The following is a 24,078-nucleotide window of genomic DNA, read 5'->3' on the forward strand; positions in this document are numbered from 1 at the left end:
TCGGACACCCGATGACAAAATCCTCAATGACGGAAGTATTACTCATTTATTCTAATGAGATAAAGGGTTGGAAGCGGCAAAAGGTTTGGACCAAAGGCTAGTTGATGCCTGAATCGGCGGCTTACTGGCGAGAATCGCGCATTAGACCAAAGTGGATAGAGGTAGTTTGCATAGCGAAAAAAATGCTATGCAAAGTTGTGCGGTCTGTGAATATTAACTGCTGAGACCATTGTGTTAATCATCTCTGGTTGTAAAGCGCTCCGATTGAGCCAAAAACTGAAGTCTTCCATCTACTTATTCATTATAAATATGGTCGATGGTGAGGAAAACACCCTTCTGTGTCCTATAGGTGAGTCGGGGTGCCTATCGCTGATAGCATGAGTCTTGCTGCGCATCGCACGCTGTTGCGTTATGGAGCGACGCTATTTATTTGCTCTCGCTCGGGAAAGATCTTGTGCCGGTTTCCTGCTCTTGCAAGGTCCAATCGCGCGAGGAAGAATGCCGGTACATGAAGGCGCGACTCTGGGCTGCTTTCACATCCGGATCGGGATGAAGCGGCAGTCGAGAGGGGCTGCGATGCGAATGCAGGCGCGGTAGCGCCTGTTTCGGAGTACCGGTTTCGTACTTTCGTCTTATTAGCAAATATGTCGAGAAAAAAGCCTCCCCACCTAATCCTAAGGTGTATCCATGCCTCATTGCCTCCTCTGGGTGACTTCGGAAAACCACTTTAAAAACAGGTCTCAAGACTGCCTTTTTGAACGGCTCTAACTGCGTCAGAAATTGTATCGTGATGCGGTGGTGCTTCTGGGTCGAGCAGCTGTGTTGATGCAAATCAACGCCGAAAGCCCTTGGATAGACTAACGATTATAACACTAAAGTATCGGGAGTTATGACCGTATAGTGATGCACTTCCGGGACTTTTGTGTGGCTCACATGACCATTTTGACCACGCGACTGCTTCTGACAGCTGAAGGTATCTGAGGACCTGGGGTGACCGCCTTTGCCACTGGGCTTTGGTTGCAGGCAATTCTTTGAGCACTTTATTTCATTTCGACAGGCTGACACTACCAACAACCGGTCTGTTGTAATTGGGTGGAGAATATGAACGAAAAACTTCCAAAAACGCCGGCGTATCCCGGAAATTCAACGGTAATTAACGGTAACGGCGCCGTAGCCCAGGTAATGGGACAGGTGTGCGGTGGAGTCATCGGATATCCGATTACGCCTTCTACCGAGATTGCCGAAATCTATGAAGCTTTCAGAGCTGGCGGCGGACTCAATGTCTGGGGTCGTCATCCCTTCTTCTTCGAACCTGAAGGCGAACATTCGGCTCAGTCAGGCGCTCTTGGCGCTGCGCTTACGGGCGGACAATATGTGTCCAACGCTTCGTCCTCCCAGGGCGTGCTTTATGGCCTTGAATCGCATTATGTCACCGTCGGCAAGAAAGTCGGCGGTTTTGTCATGCAAGTTGCGGCTCGCTCCGTTTCCCGCCACTCACTGAACGTGATGGCCGGCCATGACGACATCTACGCCTTGTTACCATCCGGTTACACCATCCTGTTTGGGTCCAACCCGCAGGAAGCTGCCGACCTTGCCGCGATCTCCTACAAGGTCAGCGCGATGTCGATGATTCCGGTTGCCAACGGCATGGATGGCTTCGTGACATCTCACATGATGAGCGAAGTCATGATGCCGGAAGAAGACCTGCTGCGCGAATTCGTTGGTGATCCATCCGAGCGTATCATGTGCCCGACCGTCGCACAGGAAATGCTCTATGGTGCCAAAGGGCGCGTCTTCCAGCTCAAACGCTATCTGGGCCGTCACAGTTCTGATATGGAACAAGACGCCTACGCCAAGCTCGTTGCCTTCCTTGATGACAATGCTGATGCTGTTGAAGCCGACAATGCGGGCGAGATGGTTGCCAAAACTCTGGACATGCTGCCGGCAGAGCTGCACAAGCAGTGGAGCCGCCAGTGGACCAATGCCTTCCAGAAAGGCACTCGCCAGCGCGTTCCTGCTCAGGTTGATATCAACAATCCGGGCCTTACGGGTGGTGTTCAGAACCAGCCGGACTTCCAGGCCGGTGCTGTTGACCATCGCACCCACTTTGTGCGTGACGTTGCTCGCTTCGTACGCGAAGCCATGGATGAATATTCCGCACTGACCGGTCGCAGCTATGCTCCGGTTAAATGCTTCGAATGCGAAGATGCCGAAACCGTTCTGGTTGGCCTTGGGTCTGTCACCGACGATGCCGAAGCGGTTGCTGCTTACCTGCGCCGTCAGGGCAAGAAGGTCGGCGTGGTTTCCATCAAGATGCTGCAGCCATTCCCGGATGCGGAATTCGTGGAAGCCGTCAAAGGCAAAAAAGCAGTCACCATTCTTGAGCGTTCCGACAACACCGCTCTGACTGCCTTCGTCAAGGAAGCCTTGATGAAAGCCATGGAAAATGGTGCTGGCGAACGCTATCCGGGCGTCCCTGCCCTTAAGGAACTGCCAAAACTGACGACCGCCATCTTCGGCCTGGGTGCCCATGACCTGCAGCCTCGCCATCTGGTCGCAGCCTATGAAAACATGGACGGTGCTTGCCAGCCATTTGTTTATCTGGGCAGCCAGTTCTTCTCCAAGGATGCAAGCCCGATCATGAACGAGCTTCAGGCCAAGCTGAAAGACGCTTATCCTGAAACCGAACTGATGGCACTGGAAACCAAGCCGAACCCGAGCCTCCTGCCAGAAGGTGCCCTGCGCATCCGTTTCCATTCAGTTGGCGGGTACGGCACGATTGCCACCGGCAAGCTGCTCACGGACATTCTGGCCAACGCCCTGCATCTCTATTCCAAATCCGCACCGAAATACGGTTCGGAAAAATCGGGCGCTCCGACCAACTACTATATCACGCTCTCTCCAGAGCCGGTGCTGATCACCAACGCCGATCTGGAAGATGTGGAAGTGGTTGTTTCGCCAGACCACAAGGTCTTCGCTCACAGCAATCCGCTGCGTGGCCTTGTTGAAGGCGGCACCTTCATTCTGCAGTCCAATCTTTCCGCGCTTGAAGTCTGGAAAGAACTGCCTGCAGCCATGCGCAAGACCATCCGCGACCGGAAGATCAAATTCCTGGTGGTTGACGGCTTTGCCATTGCCAAGAAACATGCTCCAGTTGCCGCTCTTCAGACTCGCATGATGGGCATCGCCTTCATCGGCGCCGTCTGTGGCCATGTGGAACGCGTGACCGAAGGGGCTGATCGTGAAGCTGTGATCGAGAAGATCCGCAGCCAGATCAACTACAAATTCGGCACCAAGGGCGAAGCTGTTGTTGAAGGCAACATGGCGGTCATCCGCGATGGCGTCGAGGAAACGGCTGTTGTCGATTATTCGGCTCCTGAATTTGTCGAAGTGGACGCCGCAGGCGACCCGGTTCCTGAATTCAGCCCGTCCATTTCTTCCAACATGTGCCGTATTGCTTCGGAATCTTCTCCGGAAGGTCTGTTTGATACTGCCTATTATGAAGAAACGGTCGCAGCACCATTCCGCGCAGGTGCCATCGGTGAAGCGCCGGTCCTGCCGGGCTCAGGCATGTTCATGCCTGCCGGGTCTGCCGCTGCCAAGGACAAGGGCCTCTTCCGGCGTGAAGTGCCGGTCTTCGATCCTGAAAAATGTACAGGCTGCCTGGATTGTTCCATGGTCTGCCCGGATGCTGCCATTCCGCCAAGCGTCTTCGATATCGACGCTCTGCTGATGGCTGCCGCCAAAGACATCGACATGCCGGAAAAACAGCGCGAAGTCATTCGTGAATATGTCCGCACTGTTGGTGAGACGGTTCGCCGTAAATATAATGCGCTGGATGACGCTCCGAGCTTTGCCAAACTGGTGGCCGAAGCGGTCAACGAGCTTTATGTTGAAAGCGCTGTCGTCAAGGGCAATCTGGAACGCATCGTGGAAGCAGTGTCGGTTCTGCCTGTTGCCAAGACCCGTCCATTCTTCGACTCCATGGAAGCCGAACACACCGGTCAGGGTGGTCTGTTTGCCGTGGCAGTCGACCCTTGGAAATGCACAGGTTGTCTGGAATGCGTGGACATCTGTGGTCCGGGTGCTCTGGTGGCCGCCGATCAGGACGCTGGCTTGCTGCATGATCTGCAGTCCAAGTTCAACTTCCTTTCCAAAACACCGAACACGCCAGCCCGCTTTGTTGAACCGGCCTTTGAGGACGACAACGAGATCAAGCGCATGATGCTGGATCGCGCCAACTACTATTCCACCACCGGTGGTCACGGTGCTTGTCGCGGCTGTGGCGAGGTTACGGCCATTCGTCAGGTTGTTTCCGCAACCCATGCGATCCATGACCGTCGTCAGAAAGCTCATGTGCGTGAGTTGGAAGAACTGGTCAACGGCCTGACCCTTAAGCTTGAAGAAGTCAAAGGCGATAGCGAACGCGAAGCCCGTATTTCCGGCGCCCTCAAGGTGCTCGAAAAACGCCTCTTCATGCTAGAAGGTGGCCCGACCGGTAATGGTCAGTCTCCGTTGGTTGTTGCCAACGCGACCGGCTGTAGCTCGGTTTATGCTTCGACCTTCCCGTTCAACCCTTACAATGACCCATGGGTCAACAGCCTGTTCCATGATGGACCGGCCGTCATCAAGGGTATCTTTGAAGGCACCACTGCCAATGCGGCAGTTGACTTCAAGGCCATGCGTCTTGCTAAACTCGAATTGGCCAATGCCTACGATCCGGTAACGGATGAAGCATTCTTCAACAATTTCGAATGGCACAATTTCTCCGACGCTGAACGCGACCTGCTGCCAACCTTCATGAACATCTCCGGTGACGGTGCTGCTTATGATATCGGCTTCGGTGCCCTGTCCCGCTTGCTGGCAAGTAACACGCCGGTCAAGGTGATGGTGCTCAACTCGGGCGTTTACTCCAACACCGGTGGTCAGGCTTCCACGGCCTCCCTGTCCGGTCAGGACAGTGACTTGGCCCGCTTCGGCAAGGCCAACCCTGGTAAGCTCGAAGACCGCAAGGAACTGGGTCTGATTGCAAGCTTCCACCCGAATGTTTTCGTGGTGCAGAGTGCAACCTCCTTCCCGGGTCACTTCCTCAAGAATGTGATGGCCTATCTGAAGCATTCCTCTTCACCAGCACTGCTTGACGTTTACACGCCATGTCAGGGTGAACACGGGATCGCTGATGACGCGGCCAACCGCCGCTCGAAACTGGCTGTTGAAGCCCGTGTCAGCCCGCTCTTCGTGCATGATCCCAAAGCAGGGAAAACCCTTGCTGAACGGTTCGACATCGAAGGCAACCCGGCAAAGGATCAGGATTGGGCCATGCAGACCATCTCCTATATGGAAGATGGCCAGCTCAAGTTGATGGATCTGCCACTTACTCCGGCTGACTATGCTTACGATGAAGTCCGCTTCAAGAAGCAGTTCCGCCCGATCAAGGGTGAAGTGGATGCTGTGCCGCTGCATGAATTCATCGACATGCCAGCTGTAGAGCGTGGCCGCAAGGTTCCATACATCCTCAAGGCCAATGCCAAACAGGAACTGGTCAAACTGGAAGTTGGTGCCATGATCGTGCATCTGGTTGAAGAACGTCGTCAGAACTGGCGCACACTTCAGCATCTTGCAGGTCAAACCGCTGCTCAACTCGATGCTGCTCACAGCAAAGAGCTGGCTGCAATGGAAGTCAAATACAAGGAAGCTCTGGAATCCCGTGAGCTTTCCATGGACAGCATCGCAGCCGGCATGGCTGAAATGGCTTCCATGTCTGCTTCCCCGGCAGTTCTGGGCCTTGGTGGTTCAGCTTCCGCCGCAGCGGCCAATGGAGCATCCGATGCAGCACCTGCTGCAGGAGGAGGAGCCAGCCTGCCGCATATTCATGAAGAGGACGTATCGCTCTGCACCAACTGCAAAGCCTGCTATCAGGATGTTCCTGAGCTCTTCGAACTGACCAAGGTTGTCGAGAATGGGTCTGTCATGGAAGTGGCACACACCATCCCCGGTGCTCTGGAACAGGTCGAAGTCACTCCGGACCTGAAGTCCCGCATCATGAAAGTGGCGGCAAAATGCAACGCGGAGATCGTAAGATGACCGTTGATACTGCAGTAACGCAGGACGCTCTGTTTGATCATCAAATGGATGTTCTGAAAAAGCATCTCGCAGCGGACCCCCGGTCCCTGCGGAATGTCTTCATCGCGGACGGAGCCCAGGCCATGGCCTGGGAATTCCAGAAGGACGAGTTGGGCGAGCCCTTCATCAAGACTCTCTGGGGCCTTCTGCTCAAGAATGATGACATGAGCACCCTGATCCAGCGTTTCATCTGGAGCTTGCCGCTCCGGTTCAAACGCAAGTTCATCAAGGCGCTTGATGCCTACATGTCCGATCGCTATCCCATGTTCAAGGGCCTTTCCGAAGGCTGGCCTGAAGACAGCTACATTCCGCCCTATATCCGCACGCCGGAAGCGCGGTCTGCTGACTTCGAGCTGGTGAACCAGGGCTATCTGGGCTATCAGTCCCTCGGCTATTCCTTGCGGGAAGTCGAAATGATCGTTTGGCTGGAAGTGCTTCGCGACAAACAGTGCGAAGACAAGCCTTGCGAACTGGGCCAGATCATCCAGCGTACCAAGGACGAAGAAGCCACCAAGGTTGGTGGCTGCCCGGTCAAGATCCATATTCCGGAAATGATCGATCTGCTCGCCAAGGGCAAGATTCGTCAGGCGCTGGAATTGATCGAAAGCTGCAACCCGCTGCCAAACGTCACTGGCCGCGTCTGTCCGCAGGAGCATCAATGTCAGGGTGTCTGTAAGCATACCAACCGTCCGATCGAGATCGGTCAGTTGGAATGGTTCCTGCCCGAGCATGAAAAAGCTGCCAATCCGGATCAGCTCGCGCGCTTCGCTGGCATTGTCAGCCCTTGGCAGAAAGCCGAAAAGCCACCAATCGCGGTGGTGGGGTCCGGTCCGTCTGGCCTCATCAACGCCTATTTGCTGGCTGTTGAAGGCTTCCCGGTAACAGTCTTTGAAGCATTCCATGAACTGGGCGGCGTATTGCGCTACGGTATTCCCGAATTCCGTCTGCCAAACTCGCTAATCGATGATGTGGTTGCCAAGATCGACGCTCTGGGCGGTCGCTTCGTCAAGAACTTCGTGGTCGGCAAGTCCGCAACCCTTGAAGACCTGAAAGCCGCAGGCTTCTGGAAAATCTTCGTCGGGTCCGGTGCTGGCCTGCCAACCTTCATGAATGTTCCGGGTGAAGAATTGCTCGGCGTCATGTCGGCCAACGAGTTCCTGACCCGCGTCAACCTGATGCGTGGTCGTGATCCGGCTTATGAAACGCCGCTTCCGGACGTCAAGGACAAGAATATCCTCGTGATTGGTGGTGGCAACACCGCGATGGACGCAGCCCGCACGGCAAAACGCCTTGGCGGCAACGTGACCATCGTTTATCGCCGCACCCAGTCTGAGATGCCTGCCCGTGTTGAAGAACTCGAGCATGCACTCGAAGAGGGCATCGAATTGGCTGAACTGCGCGGACCGAAAGAGTTCGTTGGCGATCATCACACCCATTTCGTCACCCATGCTGTTGTGGATGTGAACGAGTTGGGTGAACCGGATGCCTCCGGTCGTCGTCGTCCGCGTCCAACCGGGGAAGTCATCGAAATGCCGGCGGATCTGGTCATCATGGCCCTTGGCAACAAGTCCAACCCGATCATTCCGTCGTCTGAACCCAAGCTTCAAGTCAGCAAATGGGGCACAATCAATGTTGGCAAAGACAGCCAGCAGACATCGATTGATGACATCTATACCGGTGGTGACGCTGCTCGTGGCGGGTCCACGGCGATCCTTGCTGCCGGTGATGGTCAGGCTGCTGCCCGTCAGATCCTCGGTGCCATTGATCTGGTGTCTGACGAGATTGCCGACCGGGTCAAGAGAGCGGACCACTTCACCAGCCTTGGTCTGGCTGAACATACCGTTCTCAAGCACACGGATCTGGCTGCTGGCATTGTCGAGATGACAATCCGCGCACCGGTGATTGCCCAGTCCGCTCGGGCTGGCCAGTTTGTCCGCGTGTTGGCAACCGATGATGGCGAACTCATTCCGCTGACCCTTGCTGACTGGAACAAGGAAAACGGCACCATCGATCTGGTCATTCAGGGCATGGGTACCTCGACCAAGATGATGAACAAGATGAGCGAAGGCGATTTCTTCGCCGGTATCGCAGGCCCGCTTGGGGAACCAAGCGACGTCAATAAGTTCGATCCGGAAAAAGAAACCGTTGTCTTCACTGCCGGTGGCGTGGGCCTGCCAGCCATCTATCCGATCGCCAAGGCGCATCTGGAAACCGGCAATCATGTCACTATGATCATCGGCTTCCGTTCAGCAGACCATCTGTTCTGGACGGGCGACGACGAGCGCATGGGGCTGTTGAAGGCCAAATATGGCGACATGCTTGATGTCATCTATTGTTCCAACGATGGCACCTTCGGCATCAAGGGCTTTGTCACCAATCCGCTTGAAGACATGCTAAAGGACGACAAGACCTCCAAGGGCCGCAAGATTGCGGAAGTCGTCTCTGTCGGTCCTCCGATGATGATGCGTGCCGTCAGCGATCTGACCAAGCCATATGAAGTGCCGACTGTTGTCAGCCTCAACTCCATCATGGTGGATGCTACCGGCATGTGCGGCGCCTGCATGGTGCCCGTGCTCAAAGATGGCAAGACAATGCGTCAGCATGCTTGCATCGACGGGCCGGAATTCGACGCTCACACCGTCGAATGGGACAAGTTCCTGCCACGCTTTGGCCAGTTCAAGGTGCAGGAAGTTCGCAGCATGGAAAAACACAAGCTCAACTGATATCAATCAGCCCTATGAGCTTTGCATAAAAGAGCCCCCGGAAGAATGTCTTCCGGGGGCTTCTTCTTTTGGGATTGATGACAAATGGTGCGAATATGTCCCAATAGACAGCTAGCTACAGTCGGTTACACGATATCTGTGGGCAAATATGCGTAGATTTTTCGCATATTCGGTCTGAATTTAGCGCCCTTGTTGGTTGATTTCCCGCTCGGCGGTTTGAATGATTCGCTTGAGATCATCGGCAAATGCAGTGCATGCCTCTGGGCTCTCAAACCCGTTCTGCAGCAGCGTCTCAGCGTTGGCGGCAATCTGAGGCATGATCTCGCTTAGCTTTGCACGCCCCTTGTCCGTTAATAGAACCAGCTTTTGTCTGGCATCTTTTTGTGAATAACTGCGGGTAATGAAACCTTTTGATTTCAATGACTTGAGAACTTTGGTCAGACCTCCTGAGGAAATCAGGAGAGCGTCATAAAGCTCGGTCGGTGTCATCGTCGCGCCGGGTTTCTGCGAGCGCAGGGCCGCCAAAGCATCAAATTCCATATAGGTCAGATCATGGAACTTAAGCAGCCGCTTCGTCGTTTCTTGCAATAGGGATGACAGACGCTGAATGAGAGCTGCACTCTGCATGTAAGGCGTAACTGCCTCCGGCCAGTTCTCGCACACCTGTTTGCTTCGCTCTTCCACATTCATGACAGAAACCTTATTTATCTTGCTAGAAAGATAAAATGCATCGTCAGCCGCGCTTTGGCAATGCTGAAATCTGAAATCAGACGGTCAGTTGAAAACCAATAAGAGACAAATAATCATGACAGCCTCAGAAACACGCATGCCTTTCAGACCCATGCTTCCACCAACTCTGGCCTTGCTTGTCGGCCTTCTGGTTCCCTCTCTTGTCTGGGCGCAGCCTGCACCAGGCGCTGCCATGGGCGGGTCGGACCAGGGGCCCTTGCCTGTCGGTGTCATCACGCTAGAACAGGCTGATGTCCCATACGAGGTGACTCTTCCCGGACGGGCTGTGGCCTATGAGCAGGTTTCCATTCGTCCTCGGGTGAATGGGGTTATCGCCCAAATCGCCTATCAACCAGGCCGACCGGTCAAGGTTGGCGACCTGCTGTTTCGTATCGACAATGAGACCTACGAAGCCTCTGTCCAGTCGGCTGAAGCTGAGGTGGCCAGCGCAAAGGCCTCTCTGGAAGGCGCACAAATCACGCTTGAGCGCTACAAGAAGATTGAAGGCACGGGCATCTCCTCTGCCGATGTGAAGGATGCCGAGGTTAGTCTGCATCAAGCAGAAGCCTCCGTGAAAACAGCTGAGGCAGCGCTGCGCACTGCCAAACTCAATCTTGAATGGACGGAAATCCGCAGCCCCATTTCGGGCATTCCCGAAGTTGCAGATGTCTCTGTCGGTTCAATCGTGACGTCCAACCAGACGACTGCCTTGACGACAGTCACGCGCCTCAACCCGATTTATGTTGATGTGCAGGAATCGAGTGTACGAATGCTGTCCATTCGCAATCTTGTCGAGAATGGCTTCATCAAGCGCGCCGACAAACTGAGCCTCAAGCTACAGCTGGAAACCGGCGAAACGCTGGATGGCGAAGGCACGCTCCGTTCGCCCGGTACATCCGTGTCTACCACGACCGGCACCGTGGCCCTGCGGATGGAGTTCGACAATCCCAAACGCATGGTCATCCCGGGGCAGTTTCTGCGCGTGGACGCCACTTTGGGCACCTCTGAAGCCATTCTGGTGCCTCAGGGCGCCACCCAGCGCGCCAGCGATGGCAGCCTGACGGTTTATGTGGCCCGCGAGGGCAAGGTCGCGGTCGCAACACTTGATGAGATCGGCTCCTATCAGAATAACTGGATTGTCACCGGCGGAGTGGAAACGGGAGACCAGATTATCGTCGACAATATCCGCAACCTTCGCGAAGGCATCGAGATCAAGACCATTCCCGTTGAATATGTCGATGGCGTCATCAAGGAAGTGACAGATGGTGATGCGGCCAAGGTGCCCAATAGCAATGCATCAGGCGAGGCCCAGCCTGCCGACGTGGCAGAAAAGGAGTAGGCCGACATGGGATCTTTCTTTATTGATCGCCCGGTTTTTGCCTGGGTGCTTGCCATTGTCACGATGCTGGCCGGGGCTTGGTCCATCACCAGTCTGCCGGTGGCCCAGTATCCGGATATTGCACCGACGACCATTCGTGTATCGGCAAGTTACAAGGGCGCTACCGCCGAGGCCGTGGAAAACTCCGTGACCAAGGTCATTGAAGACAGCCTCACCGATGTGGACGGCGTGCTCTACACCATTTCAAGCTCAAGTGCGGGGCGCGCTTCCCTTGAACTGGTTTTTGATGGTGCTGTTGATCCGGTGACGGCGCAGAATGATGTGCAGACCAAGATCGGCCAGATCGAAAGCCAGTTGCCAGATGCCGTTCAGGATGCCGGCATCAATCTCAGGCGGTCCAATGACTCCATTCTTTTGGTTGGCGCTCTTGTCTCAACAGACGGGAAACATTCCACCCTTGAGTTGGGCAACCTGCTTGAGGAAGTGGTGGAAGGCCCGATCCAGCGTACAGACGGGGTCGGCGGCATCAATTCTTTCGGATCTGGCTATGCCATGCGCATCTGGCTCGATCCGATGTCTCTTAATCGCTATCAGCTGACGCCAAGCGATGTGGTCAGTGCCGTTCAGGCTCAAAATACCACTGTTTCCGTCGGTTCTCTAGGCACGCAGCCAACACCGGAAGGACAGCAATTCACCGCAACCCTGACAGCGCAAAGCCAGCTGACCACCGTCGACCAGTTCAAGCAGATATTGTTGAAAACCAATGACGATGGTGGCTCTGTCTATCTGGGCGATGTGGCAAAGGTGGAAATCGGACAGGAAGATTACGGCTCCAACTCCATTTTCAAGGGGTTGAATGCTGCCGGGTTCGGCATCAATCTGGCCACGGGCGCCAATGCGGTGGATACGTCAGCTGCTGTCCGTGCCACCATGGACAAGCTGAAAGGCTCGCTCCCTGATGGTGTCGAAGTGCGCTATGCCTATGACACGTCACCCTTTGTGGAACTGTCGATCAGCAAGGTTTATCACACGCTGGGCGAAGCAGTTGTGCTGGTGGTGCTTGTCCTGTTGGTTTTCCTGCAGTCTTTCCGCGCCACTTTTGTTCCATTAATCGCAGTGCCGGTCGTGTTGCTTGGAACACTGGCTGTTCTGGCCGCAACGGGCTTCACCATCAATACGCTCACGATGTTTGCTATGGTGCTGGCCATCGGCCTGCTGGTGGATGATGCCATTGTGGTTGTCGAAAATGTGGATCGGCTCATGCATGACGAAGATGTCGGACCGCTGGAAGCGACGCGCCGCAGTATGGGGCAGATCACCAGCGCCCTGATCGGCATCGTGGTGGTGCTCTCGGCGGTGTTTCTGCCCATGGCCTTCTTCGGAGGATCGACCGGCGTGATCTATCGCCAGTTTTCCGTGACAATGATTGCCGCTATGGTGCTGTCTCTCTTCGTGGCTATCACGCTATCTCCGGCCCTTTGCGCGCGCTTCTTGCGCAAGAAGAAAGCTGGCAAGGAAATCGCTCCAGCGCGCTGGTTCAACGACGGATTTGATAAGCTGTCCCGCTTATATGGGGCTTCAGTGCGCTTCATTCTGAAGGCGCCCTTCACCATGTTGCTTGTCTTGGTGCTGGTAACAGGCGGGGCATGGCTGGTGTATGAGAGAATGAACTCCTCCTTCCTGCCGACGGAAGATCAGGGCATGTTGATGAGTCAGAGCAAGCTGCCGGAGGGCTCCACCTACAAGCAGACCAAAGAAGTCGTCTCCAAGGTGGAATCCTACCTGCTTAATGAAGAAGGTGATTCAATTGATGCAACCTTCGCAGCCCTTGGCTTCAGTTTCGGTGGGGCTGGTTCCAACCAGGCCATGATGTTCATCAAGCTCAAGGACTTTGATCAGCGCGAGGACACGTCGCTGGATGCGGCTTCTGTTGCCCTGCGTATCAATCAGCATTTTGCGGCCAATCGTCAGGCCGAGATTTTCGTGATGCAGCCTCCCGCCATCATGGGGCTGGGCAATTCGGGCGGTTTCTCGATGTATCTGGTTGCCCGCAACGGAGGGTCACACGCTGACCTGTCCGATGCCGCTGATCAACTCGTCGCTCTGGCAAAAGCGGATTCTCGCGTGCAGAATATCCGGTCTTCCGAAAATGAAGACGAGAGTGCCCTGCGGATTCTGATTGATCAGCCCAAGGCCGAGAGCTTCGGAGTGTCACTGAGCAGCATCAACGCCATGCTGTCGGTGATTTTCTCGGGCACAGATGTCAATGATTTCGATCTCAACGGCAATTTGCGCCCTGTCATTGTTCAAGGGGCGGCTGAATACCGCATGCAGCCGGAAGATATCGGCAAGTGGTATGTCAGCAACAGCTCAGGAGATATGGTGCCATTCAGTGCTTTCGTTACCACCAAATGGGAGCCGGTTGCCCCCAGCCTTGCGCGTTATGATGGATCGTCAGCGATCAAGATCGATGGCTCTGCCGGGCCAAACACCAGTTCCGGTCAGGCTATGGAGACAATGGAAGCGCTCGCAGAGCAGCTGCCAACAGGCTATGGCGTGGAATGGACCGGTTTGAGCTATCAGGAACGGCAATCTGGTGAACAAGCGCCAATGCTCTATGCCCTGTCGTTCCTGATTGTCTTTCTGGCGCTTGCGGCCCTCTATGAGAGCTGGTCAATTCCAATCTCGGTGATGCTTGTCGTTCCCATTGGCATTTTTGGTGCCTTGCTGTCCGCATGGCTGTTTGGCCAGTCCAACGATGTCTATTTCAAGGTTGGAATTCTGACCACGATCGGGCTTGCAGCCAGAAACGCGATTCTGATCGTTGAATTTGCCGAGACGCTGTATAAGCAGGGATATTCTTTGGTGGATGCGGCGGTTGAGGCTTCCTTGCAACGGCTGCGCCCCATCATGATGACGGCGCTGACCTTCATTCTTGGTGTGCTACCGTTGGCTGTGGCCACAGGGGCGGGGGCCAATGCCCAGAATGCGATTGGTATCGGCGTTATCGGTGGCATGGTCGCGTCCACCTTTATCGGCGTGCTCATGGTGCCGGTGCTCTATGTCATTGTTCGTCGTCTCTTTGGTGAGAGACACGACGAGGAAACCATAACCGAGGCGTAAAGCCGCGATGGTCTGATTTTGGCGAACCAGGATCTTGAGAAGAAAGTGAATTGGCGTGCTGACTTGTGCGCCAATTTTCTTTTCATGCGACAGGCACGAAAATCGCTAAATACCGCCAGCTTAAAAGCACTCGGTTTTCCATCTCAGAGCTCTATTTGACTGAGGGGTGACGTGGAAAGGGAGCGATCAAGCCAGATGAATTCACCCGAGGGAATGACGTGAAAATATGATTCGATAGGAGGTTCAATCGACTCATTTCGGTGAGCAGAGCTGGATTTAAACGGCCCGTTGTCAGTCAAATGAACTGCTTCTGCTGTTTTTTCTGTGCAGAAACAGGGGGCTTTCAGGGGTGGGAAAGATTCTATTTTGTGTAGGTACATATAAAAATATTTCTACAATTGTCCATCTCTGTCTAAATATAAATTCTCGTAAAAATTGAATGTTTTAACACTTTAGTAATGTATATTAACAAGTTCCTAATCGAATTAGGGAGAGGAAGATATTTAGATAATGATCTGGTATATTTAGAACGTAAACATAAAATAGTATTACAACTTTTTCTCAGAAATAGTGATATTTATTGAAAATCTTGTGTATCAAAAAAAATCTATGTAAAAATCCTATTTGTCGAAACTTATATATCATCAATATGTGTATTGAGTATTTTGAATATGTTTGTATATAAAAATTCAGAGCAATAATTTTTAAATTATTGCTGAATTAATTTTTTTAATCTATTTAAAAAAAATTTTATAAAGTTAAAATTATTATAATTATGGTAAAATATGCGATATTGTAATTTTATTTCGTGTATATACTGAAGAATAGATATTATCACTTTTTACTAGGCAAAAGATTCCGGGCAAAATGCAGATTTTTCCTAGAAAAGATCAGAAATAAGCTGAAAAAAAACTTATAGTTACACGCCTGAAAGAGTTCGGTACAACGTTTTATTAGTAGGAAGAAATTTGTGAGGTGACTTCTTAGCCTGAAACGTTGATGGACTGAACAATGAAGAACGCAACCATGCAATCTGTTTCACAATCGGACATACCTGAAACGGTTACGACAAAGTCGCAACTGCTGCAGGCGCGTGACCTGGTTGCTCTGAGTGATGACGAATTGCTTGGTTTGATCGCTTTGGGACAGGAAGAAGCCTTTCAGGCGCTCGTTGAACGCCATGTCGACCGTGGCTATGCGGTTGCCTATCGTATCCTGCAAGATGGCCCCGAGGCCGAAGATGTGCTGCAGGATGCGTTCCTTCAGGTTTGGACCCGTAGGGGTAACTGGAAAGCGGGGCGCGCTAAGTTCTCGACCTGGCTTTTCAAGGTCGTGACCAACCGCTGCATTGATCTTCTGCGCAAAAACAGAACGTCCGCCATGGACGAATTGCCCGATCTTAAAGATGACAGCTCGAACCAGTCTGCCATTCTTGAGATGCAGGAAGCAATCGATCTGCTTGAAGGGGCTGTTGCTCAGTTGCCGGATCAGCAACGTATCGCCATCGTCTTCTCCTATAACGAGAGTATGAGCAACAGCGAAATCGCGGAAATTATGGAAACAAGTGTGTCCGCCGTGGAATCTCTGCTCAAGCGCGGACGTCAAAAACTGCGTCAGATACTCAAGGCACATAGCTCCGATATTCTCTCGCTATTTACGCAACCTTAAGCACCTTTCGCTGCAATCTGATTTAATTTCGCCCGGTTTGGCTATTGCCTCCCGTTAGAGACAGTAGGCGCACAGCATTTTCATATGAGCAAGCGCCAACTGCCCGTAACGAGGAGTTTGAGCATGCCCATAATTTCCACGAATATTGCCGCCAACATTGCTGTGCGATATTTGAACCAGAATTCAACCCGGCTCAGTGACTCCATCTCCAAACTTTCAAGCGGATCGCGCATCGTCAAAGCCTCTGATGATCCGGCAGGGTTGGCGATAGCGACGGGCATGTCTTCTGATCTTGCCAATTTGGAGCAGGCGTCCGTGAATGCCTCCAACAGTCTGGCTCTGTTGCAAACGGCAGACGGCGGTGCAGCATCGATATCCGAAATTCTGGAGCGCATGAAAAGCCTTGCATCGCAGGCAGCTTCCGGAACGGTGACGGACGATGAGCGCAGCAATATTCAAACCGAATTTGCAGCCCTGATGGAAGAGATCGACAGCGTCAGTGCTGGCACCCGCTATAATGGCGTCAGCCTGCTGGACGGCTCAAGCAACTATTCCGATGACACCGTGGAGACCGCAGCGGTCTTTCATAGCGGCGTGTCTGCCGGCTATGGTGCTGCCGCATCTGCAAATGATGCGAGCGCCAGTTTCTCGATCAATGGCACGGTGGTGACGGTGACCAGTCACAGTGATGGAGCCAACACAGAGGCTTTGTCGTCGCAGGATCTGGCGGATGCGATCAATCACTCTCTGCAAGAACAGGGTGACTATACCGTATCGGCATCAGTGGATGCGAGCGGAGCCCTTATCTTCGCAAGCGAAGAAACTGGCGCCAACGCAACGCTCGATATTTCGGATGTGACGGGTGACAGCGGGCTGCTTGCATCCATGGGGCTCTCGGAAGGGGACAACGTGAAGGAGCGGGGCGCATCAATCGAGGCGGTGACCACCGGAGCGAATGTGGTGGTTGGTGTTTCTGGCAACGATACGATCAATCTCTCCATTCAGGCCCTGACGACAGAAGCACTCGGGCTGTCCGGATTGGATCTGTCTTCCAGAGAAGGTGCTACAAAGGCTTTCTCTTTGCTCGATCTAGCGATTGGGTCTGTTGCTGATGCGCGCGCCGAGATGGGGGCGACCATGTCCCGCTTTGAATTTCGCTCGCAGCAGATCGACACAAGCCTTGAAAATCTCGAAGCGGCCAAATCCGCGATTATGGATGTCGATATCGCCAAGGAAATGGCGAAGATGTCTTCCGAGACCGTGCGTGTAAAAGCGGCAGCCGCCGCTGTGGCGCAAGCCAACAGAGTGCCGCAATATCTGCTCAAGCTCCTTCAGTAGGCCTTTTGCTACCGCAGATATTCTTTTGGTGGATATAGTCGGCTTGTTGCTTTTTGCGAAGCTTCCCGCATTTTATGAAAATTAATTTACCAAGTAATTTTCCAAATTTAATCTTTCATTAACTATAATAAAACCCGATATTGAGCGAAAAAATGGCTGAAATCAGCTAATTTATGCTTAAAATCAAAGAGGGGCCGATAAAACCTTATAGTTAACAAAGGTTTAAAGGGTTAAAAAATAAAGTAAAATAAATCTCGCCCGGTTTGCCAACCCTGACCCGTTACAAATACAACGCGTGAAATAACGCACTTAACGGCACTGTAAAGTGGAGCCATTTTTTTCGAGTCAGGATATCTACCATGCCAGTAATCTCTACCAACACAGCTGCAAACACTGCAGTGCGTTTTTTGAACAGAAACTCCGATGATCAGTCCAACTCTCTGGCAAAGCTGGCCAGTGGGTCCAACATCAACAAAGCCTCTGATGATGCTGCCGGTCTGGCTATCGCGACCAAGATTTCGACCGACGTGGCTGCGCTGGAACAGGCTTCCACCAACGCTTCCCACGCTGTTTCGGTTTTGAACACCGCAGATGGTGGTGCTTCCAACATTGCTGATATCGTCGAGCGAATGAAAACGCTGGCCTCCCAGTCCGCTTCCGGTACGGTAACCGATGTAGAACGCGCCTACATTCAGGCTGAATTCTCGCAGCTGCAGGACGAAATCGACGGCATCACCGAATCCACCCGCTACAACGGTCAGGGCCTGTTGGATGGTTCCAGCGACTTCTCCGTGGATGATACGGAAACGGCAGCTGCTTATGCGAGCACGACGGCTGCTACAGATTATGCTGCAGCTGCGTCTGCGGTCGATGCAACAGCCACCTTCACCGTCAACAATACGAAAGTCACCATCACAAGCGCTAGTGATGGTACGAACACCACTGCAATGGATACCGACGCTCTCGTTGCTGCTATTAACACTGCCTTGGAAGATGGCGGGAACTACACGGTATCTGCTGCAAAGAATGGCGATGGTGAAATCGAGTTCACATCCCTTCAGACCGGTGATAACGCCAAGGTTAGTATCTCGAACATTTCCTCTACAGGCGACGGTGCCGCTCTGGTGACTGCTATGGGGCTGGTTGCTGGTGATGCATCGGGCACGACGACTGCTGTGGACACCACGGGGGCAGAAATCGTTGTCGGATCAACCTCTGCTGACACCATTAATCTTTCAATTGACTCGTTGACGACCGAGGCACTTGGAATTAGTGATCTGGACGTTTCCACCGGTGAAGGGGCTGCTGAAGCGCTCTCCGTTCTCGATATGGCAATTGACACCATCTCCGATGCCCGCGCCAAGCTTGGTGCAAAAATGAGCCGGTTCGAGTTCCGCTCTTCCCAGATCGACACCAGCGTTGAAAACCTTGATGCTGCCAAGTCTGCCATCGCCGACGTTGACATCGCCAAGGAACAGGCCTCCCTGTCTTCCTCCAGCGTGAAGGTTCAGGCTGCTGTTGCAGCCGCTTCTCAAGCCAACGACATGCCGCAGAACCTGCTTAGCTTGATCCAGTAATACAAGCTTCATAGATAGCTCGACATCTTAAAGCGGTCGGATGCGTCAAGGGCGCATCCGGCCGCTTTTTATGCAAGAGACAGGTGTTTTTGAAACACTGATGGACAGTTCGAAAGGTCTGGATTGCAAGAGGCTCCCCGGGCCTTTCCTTTACAAATGCTTACCGAATTCAGGTGGCTCACTTGTGTTGATTGCGCAGGGCAGGGAATATTAACTTACTATTAATTATAAAATTTGGTCGTTTGAAGTTTATTTTTTGAAAAGTCACCCAAAAAATCGGAGTTGTTATTAATATTTTTCTTTGTGAATGCTTGGAAAAGCGTAGATAAAACCTAACAAAGTGAAAATTCTGGATCGAACTCTTTATTCAACGTTAATTTTGAGGCGCATTGGGCAAAAATATTTAGCGCCCGATTTGCTCTGCTTGGCCCGTTGAATAGTCAAGACGCAAGGAAAAGCGTCATCCGCTTAGTAACAGTAGCGCGGCTATCGTTTAGTTCAGGAGTTCGACTATGCCCGTAATTTCTACCAATACCGCAGCAAACACTGCAGTTCGTTTTTTGAACAGAAACTCAAGTGATCAGACCAACTCGCTTGCCAAACTGGCCAGTGGGTCCAACATCAACAAGGCGTCTGATGACGCTGCCGGTCTGGCTATCTCCACTAAAATCGGTACCGACGTTGCCGCGCTGGAACAGGCTTCCACCAACGCTTCCCATGGTATTTCCGTTTTGCAGACCGCAGACGGTGGCGCATCCAACATTGCTGATATCGTCGAGCGTATGAAAACGCTGGCCTCCCAGTCTGCTTCCGGTACGGTAACCGATGTAGAACGCGCTTATGTGCAGGCTGAATTCTCGCAGCTGCAGGACGAAATCGACGGCATCACCGAATCCACCCGTTACAACGGTCAGAGCCTGTTGGATGGCTCTAGTCCATCAAACAATGATACGGAAACGGCAGCTGCTTATGCGAGCACGACGGCTGCTACAGATTATGCTGCAGCTGCGTCTGCGGTTGATGCAACAGCGACCTTCTCCGTCAACAATACGAAAGTCACCATCACAAGCGCTAGTGATGGTACGAACACCACTGCAATGGATACCGACGCTCTCGTTGCTGCTATTAACACTGCGTTGGAAGATGGCGGGAACTACACGGTATCTGCTGCAAAGAATGGCGATGGTGAAATCGAGTTCACATCCCTTCAGACCGGTGATAACGCCAAGGTTAGTATCTCGAACATTTCCTCTACAGGCGACGGTGCCGCTCTGGTGACTGCTATGGGGCTGGTTGCTGGTGATGCATCGGGCACGACGACTGCAGTGGACACCACGGGGGCAGAAATCGTCGTCGGATCAACCTCTGCTGACACCATCAATCTTTCAATTGATTCTCTCGATACTGAATCTTTGGGTATCGCTGATCTCGACGTTTCTACCGAAGAAGGGGCTGCTGAAGCGCTCTCCGTTCTCGATATGGCGATTGACAAGATCTCTGATGCGCGTGCTGAAATCGGTGCGACCATGTCTCGGTTCGAGTTCCGCTCTTCCCAGATCGACACCAGCGTTGAAAACCTGGAAGCTGCCAAGTCTGCCATCGCTGACGTAGACATCGCCAAGGAACAGGCTTCTCTGTCTTCCTCCAGCGTGAAGGTTCAGGCCGCTGTTGCAGCTGCTTCTCAGGCCAACCAGATGCCACAGAACCTGCTTAGCCTTATTCGGTAAAATTAATATTCAGGTAGGGCCGCCTGATCGGGTGGCCCTGTCCGTATAACTAATACAGGAGTTTGGCAAATGACGAGTGTTAGTTCTACCGATACAGGCGCGGCGACGACCACGACAACGAACACTACCACTACGTCTTCATCCAGCTCCAGCTCCGCTCATACTGCCAATGTGTCGTCCGACTCGGATATCGATTGGGATGCCCTAATCGAGGCGGCAGTGCTGCAAAAGCAGCTCCCAGCGGATCGTATCAGCAATAAAATCACGGAAAATGAAGCCAAAATTGAATCCTACAACACCATGCAGGACCTGCTTGGTGACATGCTGGATTCTGTCGAGACCATCACAGGCGTCTCTGAATCCCTGACAGAACAGGATGACATTTTTTCCTCGCGCGAAGCCTATCTGACAGGTATCGGTGGCGCGGATGCTGAAAATTCACTGGTGGTGACCGCTGAGGCGGGTGTCGCCATCCAGACCTACGAGCTCACCATCGATCAGCTCGCAACCTCCCAGAAAGTGGCCAGCGCTTCGCAGAGCAGCGGTTATGATGAACTCGGGTATACGGGTACGATCTCACTCTCCATGGAAGGAGCGGCCATTCCTGTCAATAAAGACGGGGACGAAGATCCGACCTTGCTGCAAGTTGAAGTCGACGACACCATGAGCCTCGTCGAGATCGCAGATGAGATCAATACCCGAACCGATTATACGGGCGTAACTGCCACGGTGGTCGCCGTCAATGAGAACGACTTTCGTCTCGTGCTGACGGGGGAGACCGGCACGGATATCGTCATGACCTCGGTTGAGGGGGATGACATCGGCCAGTCGCTCGGGCTGACCGACGGCAGCGGTGCCTATGTTGACGAGTTACAATCTTCGCAAATCGCCAAATTTAACGTCGATGGCGTCGAGATCTCCCGAAAAAGTAATACTGTTGATGATGTGATTGATGGCGTCACATTCTCTCTTTACCAAACCACCGACGTTGGCGAATCCATCGCGGTCGAGATTGGCCAGTCCCTGTCTTCCATCAAGGATGCCGTGGTTTCGCTGGCCGATAGCTACAATGCCTATCGTGAATGGGCCATCACCCAACAGGCGATCGACGCAAGCGGATCCGTCTCCGATGACGCGACCCTGTTTGGCGACAATATGCTGCGCAATATCAACACAGAGATCGCGCGCGGTTTGTCTAAGGTGATTGATAGCGAAGGCATGGCGCTGCTCGGGCTTTCCTATGATGAGAATAACTATCTGGAGCTGGATGAAAGCGAGCTGAACGACGCGCTGTTGAACGACATCGATCAGATCGAGGATGTGCTCAACTTCCAGTATGAAACCAGCAATTCCGATCTGGCCGTTCTGCGGCGTAACGCCAACATGCCCTCGGAGCTGACGCTTGACTTTACCGTTGATGAGGAAGGCGCTCTTGTCGGTGTTCTTGCAGACGGAGAGGCGGGGCTGTTCGAGGTGGATGGCACCCGTATCGTTGGTGTTGAGGGAACGGACTATGAGGGGATCACCTTTGTCTATACAGGCGATGAAAATGCCACGATCTCCTTCAGCACTTCTGCTGGCATGGCGGAACAGCTTTTCCAGTCACTGAACAAATATACAGATGAGGATGATGGTCTTTTGACTGAGAAGATCGCATCCCTCGAAGAACAAAACGAAGATTATGAAGCCGAATATGACGACTATATGAGCATCGTTGATGCTTATGAAATGCGTCTGACGGAGCTTTACTCATCTTACCAGGCAGCGATCGAAGAGGCCCAAAGTTCGCTGGACTATCTGGAAGCCATTCTCAATTCGGGAGACTAATATGAATTATGCGCAAAACCGCGCGGTGAACGCCTATAGGACTGCCAATACGGCTGTGCCGCCCGTCAAAGCTGTCGCTATGCTGCTCGATGAAGCGCTGAATGCGATCGTGTTGACAGCCTACTATATCAAGCGCAAGGAATTCGAGAGCGCTTTCGGGCGTGTTGTTCATGCCTCCAAGATTCTGAGTGGACTGCGGCAGAATGTGAATCTGGATGTGGACCCGCAAATGGGTCAGCAGTTCATCGACATGTATACCAGCAACATTTTTGCTTTACACAATGCTTATGGACGTGATGACGCGATCCAAAGATATGCTACGCTGGCTAGCGGTATTCTGGAATTCCGCAATGCATGGGCAGAACTCGCAAGAATGCAGCAACGAAGCATTGACACCGTCATGGGCGGGATTTTAGATCAAAAAGAAGAAGTGGTTGCCGCTGAAGCGGTATAACGCCTGGACGATCGAGACGACGGCTTAATTGTCCAGCCAATGATAGGACAATTATGGCCAAGTCCGAAGGTGATATGACGATTGAGCAGTTCGAGGAACTGTTGGATCAGCACGGTCCGGATTTGAGAAATTGGCCAGAAGAGCAAGTGGCGCCAGCCCTTGCTCTTTTAAGTATTTCCCAAGATGCACAAGATAGCTTGCGACTTGCAGCAAGCATTCCCAAGCTGGCGAAGGCCTCGCCAGCCCCGAAGGCTCCGGCCTCTCTTGTCAATCGCATCATGACGAAAGTCAAAAAATAACATCATGATGTGCTGCTGCTTTGAAAGCGCGGGCTCCGTCTGAGTATCTGCGCGTGGTGTGGCACCCAATTACAAAAGCTTTTTCGCAAGCAGTAGCGGTTCTCATATTTAATCATTTGTTTCATCGCGTCCTTTGGATAGGCGAAATCTAGATATACGAGGATTTATTAAAGTAAATATTATTATTATAGGAATTTATTACAATTAAATACTTGTAAATTGCGCGTATTTATTTAGGTAGGCAATTAATTCCTAGAGGAAATAAGTATAGGGCAATATTTTCCTAAATAAAAAATGAAAAAATACCGCCTGATTTAGCTTTTTGTCCCGTTTCAGAAATATGAGGGATGAAGGCATGAGGCGAAATCCGTGTCTTGATCTCGTGTTTTCTCAAAACGCGCGAGCTAAAGCCATGACTGTATCTGCACTGGCCTCTTCTACAGCAAGTACGACGACCACTACGACTTCAAGTCAGGGGCTGGGGTTGGATACATCGCAGTTCTTGCAGCTCATGGTCGAGCAGTTGCAGAACCAGAACCCGACCGATCCCACCGATACGACCGAATTTCTCAACCAGATGGTTCAGCTGTCGACCTACGATCAGCAAGTCGAGAATGCGAACCGCCTCGAAACAGTCGTCTCATCTCTGGATACAATGATCGCTGCGAATGGCCTCGGCTATATCGGGCAATCTGTTTCTGTCCTTGGCGATACCACGACGCTTCAGGATGGTTCCGCCCAGTGGAACTACGCGCTCGAAAGCGATGCCACAGATGTCAAAATCGAGATCTTCGATGAAGACGGCAATTCGGTCTACACAGCCGATGGTGAGACCGAAGCGGATGGGTCCCATGAATTTAAATGGGATGGCGTGACCGATGAAGGCAAGCAGCTGGACGATGGCAGCACCTACAGAATTGAGATCACCGCGACCGATCAAGAAGGCAATGACATTGAAACCAGCACCTCGGTAACGGGAAAGGTCACTGGTGTCGATGCTTCTTCTGGCCAGACATATCTGACAATGGGCGATGTCTTCTTCACGCTCGACCAAATCATCTCAGTTAGTTCTGATAGTTAATAAATTCAACAGGTTAGCGCAGCTTCCTGAACAATAAGTCAATCCTGCCACTCAAGCAATAAACATCGAA

The 24,078-nt window shown here is 52.5% G+C and carries 13 protein-coding genes and 2 pseudogenes; 14 read left to right on the top strand and 1 reads right to left on the bottom strand.

Features of this window, described 5'->3' with window-relative positions; translation table 11 throughout:
* Positions 1 to 1,101 precede the first annotated feature (1,101 nt).
* Together BM258_RS04520 and BM258_RS04525 are read left to right on the top strand one after the other, a co-directional pair.
* Positions 1,102 to 6,084 carry a 2-oxoacid:acceptor oxidoreductase family protein gene (locus tag BM258_RS04520; RefSeq protein ID WP_090069402.1) on the top strand — a complete coding sequence of 1,661 codons (4,983 nt, stop codon included), beginning with the start codon at positions 1,102 to 1,104 and terminating at the stop codon, positions 6,082 to 6,084.
* Positions 6,081 to 8,846 (top strand): sulfide/dihydroorotate dehydrogenase-like FAD/NAD-binding protein, encoded by a 2,766-nt coding sequence (locus BM258_RS04525; protein WP_244544594.1) that lies wholly within the window; start codon positions 6,081 to 6,083, stop codon positions 8,844 to 8,846. Before BM258_RS04520 ends, BM258_RS04525 begins: the two co-directional genes overlap by 4 nt.
* A 180-nt stretch (positions 8,847 to 9,026) precedes the next feature.
* Here the strand turns inward: BM258_RS04525 and BM258_RS04530 are convergent, their stop codons facing one another.
* The gene (locus tag BM258_RS04530; protein WP_090069407.1) at positions 9,027 to 9,536 is read right to left on the bottom strand and encodes a MarR family winged helix-turn-helix transcriptional regulator; all 510 of its coding nucleotides are present in this window, start codon (positions 9,534 to 9,536) and stop codon (positions 9,027 to 9,029) included.
* Positions 9,537 to 9,651: 115 nt separating this feature from the next.
* Between BM258_RS04530 and BM258_RS04535 the strand changes: the two genes are divergently transcribed.
* From BM258_RS04535 to BM258_RS04580, 12 genes and pseudogenes are all read left to right on the top strand, one after another.
* Positions 9,652 to 10,914, top strand: coding sequence for an efflux RND transporter periplasmic adaptor subunit (locus BM258_RS04535; protein ID WP_210186655.1), 1,263 nt, complete (start codon positions 9,652 to 9,654; stop codon positions 10,912 to 10,914).
* A gap of 6 nt (positions 10,915 to 10,920) precedes the next feature.
* Positions 10,921 to 14,037, top strand: a complete 3,117-nt coding sequence (locus tag BM258_RS04540; protein ID WP_090069410.1) for an efflux RND transporter permease subunit — start codon at positions 10,921 to 10,923, stop codon at positions 14,035 to 14,037.
* A 1,011-nt stretch (positions 14,038 to 15,048) separates the two neighbouring features.
* Positions 15,049 to 15,705 carry an RNA polymerase sigma factor gene (locus BM258_RS04545; RefSeq protein WP_210186656.1) on the top strand — a complete coding sequence of 219 codons (657 nt, stop codon included), beginning with the start codon at positions 15,049 to 15,051 and terminating at the stop codon, positions 15,703 to 15,705.
* A 123-nt stretch (positions 15,706 to 15,828) separates the two neighbouring features.
* A complete protein-coding gene (locus BM258_RS04550; protein ID WP_175527916.1) occupies positions 15,829 to 17,043 on the top strand; it encodes a flagellin N-terminal helical domain-containing protein in 1,215 nt (404 codons plus the stop codon).
* A 359-nt stretch (positions 17,044 to 17,402) separates the two neighbouring features.
* A pseudogene (locus BM258_RS25055) lies at positions 17,403 to 17,834 on the top strand (flagellin); the annotation flags it as partial.
* 537 nt (positions 17,835 to 18,371) lie between these two features.
* Positions 18,372 to 18,620, top strand: coding sequence for a flagellin (locus BM258_RS25060; RefSeq protein ID WP_407062702.1), 249 nt, complete (start codon positions 18,372 to 18,374; stop codon positions 18,618 to 18,620).
* 512 nt (positions 18,621 to 19,132) lie between these two features.
* Positions 19,133 to 19,555: pseudogene (locus BM258_RS25165) on the top strand (flagellin); the annotation flags it as partial.
* A 543-nt stretch (positions 19,556 to 20,098) separates the two neighbouring features.
* Positions 20,099 to 20,347: a flagellin gene (locus BM258_RS25170; RefSeq protein WP_455423301.1), complete on the top strand. Its 249-nt coding sequence runs from the start codon at positions 20,099 to 20,101 to the stop codon at positions 20,345 to 20,347.
* A 69-nt stretch (positions 20,348 to 20,416) separates the two neighbouring features.
* A complete protein-coding gene (gene fliD, locus BM258_RS04565; RefSeq protein ID WP_090069418.1) occupies positions 20,417 to 22,174 on the top strand; it encodes a flagellar filament capping protein FliD in 1,758 nt (585 codons plus the stop codon).
* A gap of 1 nt (position 22,175) precedes the next feature.
* On the top strand, positions 22,176 to 22,628 hold the full coding sequence (locus tag BM258_RS04570) for a flagellar export chaperone FliS (protein WP_090069419.1): 453 nt from the start codon (positions 22,176 to 22,178) through the stop codon (positions 22,626 to 22,628).
* 53 nt (positions 22,629 to 22,681) lie between these two features.
* The gene (locus BM258_RS04575; RefSeq protein ID WP_090069421.1) at positions 22,682 to 22,927 is read left to right on the top strand and encodes a hypothetical protein; all 246 of its coding nucleotides are present in this window, start codon (positions 22,682 to 22,684) and stop codon (positions 22,925 to 22,927) included.
* Positions 22,928 to 23,339: 412 nt separating this feature from the next.
* Positions 23,340 to 24,008, top strand: a complete 669-nt coding sequence (locus BM258_RS04580; RefSeq protein WP_090069423.1) for a flagellar hook assembly protein FlgD — start codon at positions 23,340 to 23,342, stop codon at positions 24,006 to 24,008.
* Positions 24,009 to 24,078 lie beyond the last annotated feature (70 nt).

It is taken from the genome of Cohaesibacter marisflavi, from assembly GCF_900115225.1.
Taxonomy (GTDB): domain Bacteria; phylum Pseudomonadota; class Alphaproteobacteria; order Rhizobiales; family Cohaesibacteraceae; genus Cohaesibacter; species Cohaesibacter marisflavi.

What these genes read in the sequence shown, in the direction of transcription:
- BM258_RS04530 (WP_090069407.1), bottom strand. Translation starts at nt 9,536, where the DNA reads ATGAATGTGGAAGAGCGAAGCAAACAGGTGTGCGAGAACTGGCCGGAG.
- BM258_RS25170 (WP_455423301.1), top strand. Translation starts at nt 20,099, where the DNA reads ATGGCGATTGACAAGATCTCTGATGCGCGTGCTGAAATCGGTGCGACC.
- BM258_RS04580 (WP_090069423.1), top strand. Translation starts at nt 23,340, where the DNA reads ATGACTGTATCTGCACTGGCCTCTTCTACAGCAAGTACGACGACCACT.
- fliD (WP_090069418.1), top strand. Translation starts at nt 20,417, where the DNA reads ATGACGAGTGTTAGTTCTACCGATACAGGCGCGGCGACGACCACGACA.
- BM258_RS04570 (WP_090069419.1), top strand. Translation starts at nt 22,176, where the DNA reads ATGAATTATGCGCAAAACCGCGCGGTGAACGCCTATAGGACTGCCAAT.
- BM258_RS25060 (WP_407062702.1), top strand. Translation starts at nt 18,372, where the DNA reads ATGGCAATTGACACCATCTCCGATGCCCGCGCCAAGCTTGGTGCAAAA.
- BM258_RS04535 (WP_210186655.1), top strand. Translation starts at nt 9,652, where the DNA reads ATGACAGCCTCAGAAACACGCATGCCTTTCAGACCCATGCTTCCACCA.
- BM258_RS04525 (WP_244544594.1), top strand. Translation starts at nt 6,081, where the DNA reads ATGACCGTTGATACTGCAGTAACGCAGGACGCTCTGTTTGATCATCAA.
- BM258_RS04540 (WP_090069410.1), top strand. Translation starts at nt 10,921, where the DNA reads ATGGGATCTTTCTTTATTGATCGCCCGGTTTTTGCCTGGGTGCTTGCC.
- BM258_RS04575 (WP_090069421.1), top strand. Translation starts at nt 22,682, where the DNA reads ATGGCCAAGTCCGAAGGTGATATGACGATTGAGCAGTTCGAGGAACTG.
- BM258_RS04550 (WP_175527916.1), top strand. Translation starts at nt 15,829, where the DNA reads ATGCCCATAATTTCCACGAATATTGCCGCCAACATTGCTGTGCGATAT.
- BM258_RS04545 (WP_210186656.1), top strand. Translation starts at nt 15,049, where the DNA reads ATGAAGAACGCAACCATGCAATCTGTTTCACAATCGGACATACCTGAA.
- BM258_RS04520 (WP_090069402.1), top strand. Translation starts at nt 1,102, where the DNA reads ATGAACGAAAAACTTCCAAAAACGCCGGCGTATCCCGGAAATTCAACG.